The 6,000-nt window shown below is 39.0% G+C and carries 10 protein-coding genes; 3 read left to right on the top strand and 7 right to left on the bottom strand.

What is annotated here, in order from left to right:
- Nucleotides 1–221: 221 nt before the first annotated feature.
- The 5 genes from SAGCYANO_RS23830 to SAGCYANO_RS23845 form a co-directional block, all read right to left on the bottom strand.
- Nucleotides 222–1,544, bottom strand: coding sequence for a TauD/TfdA family dioxygenase (locus SAGCYANO_RS23830; RefSeq protein WP_237396602.1), 1,323 nt, complete (start codon nucleotides 1,542–1,544; stop codon nucleotides 222–224).
- A gap of 357 nt (nucleotides 1,545–1,901) precedes the next feature.
- A complete protein-coding gene (locus SAGCYANO_RS45465; protein ID WP_307785963.1) occupies nucleotides 1,902–2,030 on the bottom strand; it encodes an aspartate 1-decarboxylase in 129 nt (42 codons plus the stop codon).
- Nucleotides 2,023–2,169: an aspartate 1-decarboxylase gene (locus tag SAGCYANO_RS45470; RefSeq protein WP_237396604.1), complete on the bottom strand. Its 147-nt coding sequence runs from the start codon at nucleotides 2,167–2,169 to the stop codon at nucleotides 2,023–2,025. Before SAGCYANO_RS45470 ends, SAGCYANO_RS45465 begins: the two co-directional genes overlap by 8 nt.
- A 19-nt stretch (nucleotides 2,170–2,188) precedes the next feature.
- Nucleotides 2,189–2,398, bottom strand: a complete 210-nt coding sequence (locus SAGCYANO_RS23840; protein ID WP_202222356.1) for a hypothetical protein — start codon at nucleotides 2,396–2,398, stop codon at nucleotides 2,189–2,191.
- An 89-nt stretch (nucleotides 2,399–2,487) separates the two neighbouring features.
- Nucleotides 2,488–2,940, bottom strand: a complete 453-nt coding sequence (locus SAGCYANO_RS23845) for a DUF2203 domain-containing protein (RefSeq protein ID WP_237396605.1) — start codon at nucleotides 2,938–2,940, stop codon at nucleotides 2,488–2,490.
- A 14-nt stretch (nucleotides 2,941–2,954) separates the two neighbouring features.
- Here SAGCYANO_RS23845 and SAGCYANO_RS23850 point away from each other — a divergent pair, with 14 nt between their 5' ends.
- Nucleotides 2,955–3,269 (top strand): DUF6439 family protein, encoded by a 315-nt coding sequence (locus tag SAGCYANO_RS23850; RefSeq protein ID WP_202222357.1) that lies wholly within the window; start codon nucleotides 2,955–2,957, stop codon nucleotides 3,267–3,269.
- A gap of 24 nt (nucleotides 3,270–3,293) precedes the next feature.
- Here the strand turns inward: SAGCYANO_RS23850 and SAGCYANO_RS23855 are convergent, their stop codons facing one another.
- Complete coding sequence (locus tag SAGCYANO_RS23855) at nucleotides 3,294–3,770, bottom strand: anti-sigma regulatory factor (RefSeq protein WP_202222358.1); 477 nt, start codon at nucleotides 3,768–3,770, stop codon at nucleotides 3,294–3,296.
- A gap of 340 nt (nucleotides 3,771–4,110) precedes the next feature.
- Here SAGCYANO_RS23855 and SAGCYANO_RS23860 point away from each other — a divergent pair, with 340 nt between their 5' ends.
- A complete protein-coding gene (locus SAGCYANO_RS23860; protein ID WP_202222359.1) occupies nucleotides 4,111–5,034 on the top strand; it encodes an alpha/beta fold hydrolase in 924 nt (307 codons plus the stop codon).
- A gap of 327 nt (nucleotides 5,035–5,361) precedes the next feature.
- Here SAGCYANO_RS23860 and SAGCYANO_RS23865 read toward each other — a convergent pair whose 3' ends face one another.
- Nucleotides 5,362–5,688 carry a ferredoxin gene (locus SAGCYANO_RS23865; protein ID WP_202222360.1) on the bottom strand — a complete coding sequence of 109 codons (327 nt, stop codon included), beginning with the start codon at nucleotides 5,686–5,688 and terminating at the stop codon, nucleotides 5,362–5,364.
- Between the two features lie 178 nt (nucleotides 5,689–5,866).
- Here SAGCYANO_RS23865 and SAGCYANO_RS23870 point away from each other — a divergent pair.
- Nucleotides 5,867–6,000, top strand: a 134-nt coding sequence (locus tag SAGCYANO_RS23870; protein WP_202222361.1) for a CBS domain-containing protein, incomplete at its 3' end; no start/stop codon positions are given.

The following is a 6,000-nucleotide window of genomic DNA, read 5'->3' on the forward strand; positions in this document are numbered from 1 at the left end:
AAGCTGCATTAATCACGCACTGACCCATCCTTCTTTGGGACTACACTCGCGCCCCATACCGTCGATGATGAAAAACCTACCCTTGTCAGCATGGGGTTAGGGGGTGTGGAGCAAGTATTTTTCAACCTTTTTCCTGTATTGCCTCTACCTAAAAACCAAGGAGTAACTCAAAAATTTTTACCCTGGCAAAGATACCAAATGGATTCTATAGAAGTCGTTTTTTAGATCGTGGTGCGGTCTGCCAAGATTTCTAGAGCCCGTTCCGAACATCCCATTAACCAGATATTAGATAGCCCACTTTTCTTTCCAAGTAACAGTCGGCGTCGGCTGCGGAATGTTTCTGGCTTCATATACGCTCCCAGTAAAATTTGTCGTAGTCCGGGATTCCGAATAGCCGTCCGTCCATGAAGTAACCGCCAGTTATCATTAACTAAGACCTGTCCGGGAGCAATGAGAAATTTGGCAACGTATTCTGGAGATTCAGCCAGAGTTGTAAAGGCTTGATAAGCAGCATACAAATCTTGAATTTTGTCATGGGAAACATCTAGTGGAACTCGGTCGTTTTCATTGTGCCGAATCTGGTAGACTTCCCCATTTTCATCTACATTAATCACGTGCTGGCGATGATAAGTGTCCCATTGGTATTTCTTACTGCCCTGTTCGCGATCGGATACATTTTCCTCTACACTCAGCCGCCGGCGACCTGTTGGTATATACTCTTTAGTCAGCAACTCAAAGAATTTTGGCTGCTGCGCCCTCAAAACTTCTGCTATTTTGAAACCATCTACCAAAGTAGAATAAGCCTGTTTGTCATGATCTGGGTTGTCGTATTGAATACATCCCAAAAATTTCAGTCTGGGAGGAACGTTGTAGGAAACATGATCGGTATGATTATGTAAACGTTCCATGTATTGATAAGCGTGATGAATACTTCCTGCCAGTTTGTTAGCTGTATCTAAGGTAAAGATATTAGTGGGATGATATCGCTGCTGGAGCGGACCAATGCGCTCTACTAGAGATTGAAAACTTACTTTATTTTTGGGAAAGTTGTCAATTATTGCCACTCCCAATTCGAGCATCTTCTCCAACCACAGCAATAGTGCCTCATCGTCTTTCATCACTTCATAATAATCAAAATGAGGGATAGACACTGATGAATCCCACAGTTGGGGAGTACGTCGCTGTTTCAGGGCGGGCTCTTTTTGACATTGAACCCGCAGCCAAGATGGATCGAATACGCTGTGGTGTCCTGGCTCTTCACCACCCCAAATAATGTCCAAGTTTCCTTCACGGTCAATTTTGACCGTTTCAGTTATTGGATTTAGTGGCATTTTCAGAGGATCGTGTCCTTCTCCTTCTCCACTATTAAGACTCAATGTATCTCGCTGGAAGCATTCTGGACAGTGGCAAGTATCCCGCAGCCAGAGGTTATGATAAAAGCTTTCGTGACCATCTTTCCAAGTGACTTGCACCCCGTTATCCACAGTTGCAACTGATTCTATCCGAAAAGCACTTTTGAGTTCCCGAGCTAGAGTTGTCATCATTATTGTCCCTACTACTATAGTTTCATCCTTGGGAATGAGAATTAAATAAGATCCACAGTTTTTGGCCAGGAGTATTACACTGAAATGCTTCTGTGCAGGGAATCTGGAAGTTAATAAATCCTCATTCCTTAAGGTTTAGTTTTAACTGTTACTTCTTTCCCATCATCTTTTCCAGATACACTGATGTTTCACCTTCTGGAATTGCTGGCAGAGAATGAAATGAAATTCAACATTTCCTTGATTTGGAGTTAAAGTCTGATAGAGAAGTTCTTGACAGTGGTTATTTTCATCAGCCACTACCACCTTGGCCTCATGTCCATTTTCTAATATTTCGGAGCGATCGCATTGTTCGCTAGCTCAAACAATGAAAATATCACCTTTCTCACATATAATGGCCTCTCCTCCATTTGGACAAACTATACCTGAATCTGCTTCACCAGGTAAAACATAAGTTGACCAACGGTTACCATTATTAATGTTAACTATTTCTACATTCTTCTAGAGGCAACATTCCTACTTTTTCCAGTAGTTCTGAATCTATGGTGACGCTACCAACGTCATCACGCTTTGCTTCTGTCACCCGCACGCGATGAAGTTTAGCGTGCATTAGCTTGATTTTAGCCATAACTCTCCTTGATTATCCATCACAGGACTAACTCGCTAATTCTACCTCTTGAGAGTACCTCGTGCAATATCTTGCTGTTTTTATCATAATCTAGAGGTCGTTTTCCTTGAGTAGGCCATTTGCACAAATCTATTTTCACATCTTCAAACTCTCTGAAGACAACTCCTTGGGCATTTTTTGAATTCAGTCTTTTTAAGGGAACTTCATAATACTTAGCTACTGTTGCCATTAGTTTTCTTCACTAATTCAACTACGGCAACCGTATCACCAAAGCAGATTACTATGCAATACCAAGTTTTTCAGAGCCAAAACCTGACATCACCCAGCACAAGATTTTAATATCCAACCGATCGCAATTCCTAAACCGCCAAATCTCACGGCTTGCCAAAATGGTTCTTTTATGCTATTCCAACCAAACAAACTACTCTCTAGATTTAATTCTATTGTTTCTAATTCTGTCTGTATTTGTTGTAACTCTTCTCTCAATTCATTAGTTTTTTGGCGACGTACTTCCGGTCTTACTTCTTCTAAGCGATGCTTTAATTCTGCTTTTCGCCTCTGATAATACTGAACTTGAGAATAACGTTCTTTCAGAGCAGCAAAGGAACGCTCTACCTCTGCTAGTGCTTGTGCAAAATCAGTCTCTGAAACTTCTGACTCCCCATCAATTGATGCAGAATTTGAACACCCATCATTTATTTTTTTCTCAGAATGTTCTGGAGGAGGATTCATACTGGCATACTTAAATATAGTAAGTTCACCTGAAAACATTAATCTAGGAAAATATGCTTAACTCTAACTCAGCTTCTGCAACTGCAACTAGCAAACTCAACACTCCTAACAAAAGAGATTTACAGGAGTATAGTACATTAGAATTAGCTCAAGCTTTAGCCCAAAGACTTGCTATACCAGAAAGAGACTGGCATCGACTTAAGTCTAATCGCCAAGTCCGTGCATTAGAGCTAACTGTAGCTGCCCTAGTTTTTCTAATTAAAGCAAAACCTACTGAAGCGATCGAACGTCTAAAACAAGCTACTAGCTGGTTAGATCGATCTATTTCAGCTCCCCCATGTCCAACTCATGGAGTAAAGAAGGATTAATCAGTTGAAGTTAACTTAAATTCTTCATATAACCAAGGGTAATCTGGAGTTATTTCTTACTCTTTTGCATAGTGTTAACTCTGTACCCTTGGAATTCCATTCCACATAATCAAAAATTTGGTAGATGATGTATATGCCTCGACCACATTCTTTTTCATCATCACAATAATTTTCTGCGGAATCAGTAGCAGTTTGCCTATGATTTTGGTTTGATTTACAAGGTGGTTTAAAACCAGAGCCTTGGTCTGAAATCACCCACCAATACTGGTCTTGTACAATTGAAAAACGGACAAAAACTTTCTTACTGGGGTCTAAATTATTTCCATGCTTTGCAGAATTTACCAAAGCTTCTTGTAATCCTAATCGTAGTTCTGGATGCCAATGTTTAGGAACATCTGCCAGTAAAAGGTCGAGAATCGGACACAAATACAGGGTAGAAGCAAAGCTAATTGTCACCCAGTTTTGACCTATTAGACGTGGACGTGATGAGATAGCAATCACTGAAAAAACTCCCTAGCTTTTCTTAGTAAACCTTTGTCAATCTCCTCGTGCGGTTAAAAATCTTTTCTTTTATGAGCATCCCTGCTTTCATATCTTTATAGTATCAAAACTCTTAAGAAAAATAAAGTACCTTTTCTAAATTAGTGCAAATTTTTTATATATCTTCTACTTAAAGTATCTAAATATCTACTATCTACGATAGGTTTCTTTTTTATGGCCTATATTTTTTTAATAGATTTTTATTGCTAACGAGAAATATTTTAGAAATAATTTGATCCCGCCTCAATTTTGATATAATACTTAATGTAATTTAATAAAAATTTATATATATAATATATATATGTTAACTACATCAGCCTCTACTACAACTTCACTTCCTGGCAGTTATTGGCAATGGCGGGATCAGTCTATCTACTATGTATGTGCAGGTAAGTCCGATCCCGCAACTCCACCCATATTATTAATACATGGCTTTGGAGCATCAACAGACCATTGGCGCAAAAATATTGGATATCTGAGCCAGTTTTTTCAGGTTTGGGCGATCGATTTGCTAGGATTTGGACGTTCGACTAAAGCAAACTGGCAATATAGTGGTCAGCTATGGAGAGAACAACTAAATGACTTTATTACTGAAGTAGTTGGTAAACCTGTGGTATTAGCAGGAAATTCTCTGGGAGGTTATGCAGCATTGTGTGTGGCAGCTCAATATCCAAGCTCCACAGCAGGTTTAATATTACTGAACAGCGCTGGACCTTTTAGTGAATCTCAGCCTACTGCCAAACCTCCCTTGTGGAGAAAAGTTATTTCTCAAAGTACAAAGTGGTTACTTTTACAAGATTGGCCTAGTTTTTTATTATTTCAATGGACGCGACGACGTAGCACTATCAGAAAAACACTACAGAAAGTTTATTTAGACCAAAGTGCTGTTACAGACCAACTAATAGAAGATATATATCGGCCTTCTTGCGATCCTGGTGCAGCTAAAGTCTTTGCTTCTATATTCAAAACTCCATCTGGCGAAAAAGTTGATGTGTTGTTAGGTCAGTTAAACTGTCCCTTACTCATGCTATGGGGAAAAGCAGATCCTTGGATAAATACTCAAAGTAGAAGTGCCCAGTTTCGTAAGTATTATCCTCAGTTAACAGAATACTTTTTGGAGGCGGGTCATTGCCCTCATGATGAAGTACCGGAACAAGTTAACAAGTTCATTAAGGAATGGGTGTTATCAGAAGTCAGAAGTCAAAAGTCAGAAGTTAGAAGTTAGAAGTCAGAATTCAGAAGTAATCTCCTAAGCTTTGCTTTGACTGCTATATCAATTGTGAAATAGGTTAGTTGAATTAAGTGCCTGTACAAAATAAATTTAATATAGGGCTTGCTGATTAAATCTAAAGGCATTGACAGATAAAGGAAAATGCCTTTTTATGTCCGGAAAAAGTACAAGGAGTTAGGTCGCCCTTGGTTCCAAAAAGAGCGCATTTTGGGGTAACTATGGCGACAATTAAGAAACCATGATTAACAATTACCTACTCTATAACTCCCATTTCTCGTGACTCTTAACTACTCCCTACTCCCTACTCCCTACTCCCTACTCCTAGAAACGAGGATGAATTCTAGGATTAAGCATATTATCTACAGGTTCATTGCCCTGAAAATGTTGTTTAACTATTTTTGGGACATTAGTAGGCTGGACTCGGTAATACCAAATTTCATCAGGGGTAACTCTTACTGTGGGGCCAGTACTACATTGACCTAGACAACTGCTGGCCTCGATATTAACACCAACTATATTTTCTGTCTCAGCTATGAAGGTTTTGAGGACTTCTTGAGAGTTGTGGCGCAGACAAGATGTATTTTGGCAGACAAGTACACAGCGATCGCGAGCAGAAACTTCTATTTTTTGGCCTTCAGATGTTGACATTAGTCAAAAATTCTTAATATAGCTTTATGCTACATTTTAGGCTTTGATTTGAGAAAGGTGCAATTATAGTATGTTGTACTTTCTTTTATGATTACTATTGAAGCCAAAACTAAAAAGGAAAAATTTTACTTTTTACGCTCTCAAAGTTACTCCAACTAGAACAAAATCTGAGGTAAATATGACTAAAACTGTAGCAGATGTTATGACCAATAATCCAATCTCTGTCAAGCCAGAAATGCCGTTGAAAGAGGCAATTAAAATTTTAGCAGAAAAACGTATTAGTGGTCTTCCCGTAGTCAATGAACAGGAAAA

This window comes from Okeania sp. KiyG1, from assembly GCF_014132355.1.
Taxonomy (GTDB): Bacteria; Cyanobacteriota; Cyanobacteriia; order Cyanobacteriales; family Microcoleaceae; genus Okeania.

What these genes read in the sequence shown, in the direction of transcription:
- SAGCYANO_RS23865 (WP_202222360.1), bottom strand. Translation starts at nt 5,688, where the DNA reads ATGTCAACATCTGAAGGCCAAAAAATAGAAGTTTCTGCTCGCGATCGC.
- SAGCYANO_RS23840 (WP_202222356.1), bottom strand. Translation starts at nt 2,398, where the DNA reads ATGGCAACAGTAGCTAAGTATTATGAAGTTCCCTTAAAAAGACTGAAT.
- SAGCYANO_RS23830 (WP_237396602.1), bottom strand. Translation starts at nt 1,544, where the DNA reads ATGATGACAACTCTAGCTCGGGAACTCAAAAGTGCTTTTCGGATAGAA.
- SAGCYANO_RS23860 (WP_202222359.1), top strand. Translation starts at nt 4,111, where the DNA reads ATGTTAACTACATCAGCCTCTACTACAACTTCACTTCCTGGCAGTTAT.
- SAGCYANO_RS23850 (WP_202222357.1), top strand. Translation starts at nt 2,955, where the DNA reads ATGCTTAACTCTAACTCAGCTTCTGCAACTGCAACTAGCAAACTCAAC.
- SAGCYANO_RS45470 (WP_237396604.1), bottom strand. Translation starts at nt 2,169, where the DNA reads ATGGCTAAAATCAAGCTAATGCACGCTAAACTTCATCGCGTGCGGGTG.
- SAGCYANO_RS23845 (WP_237396605.1), bottom strand. Translation starts at nt 2,940, where the DNA reads ATGTTTTCAGGTGAACTTACTATATTTAAGTATGCCAGTATGAATCCT.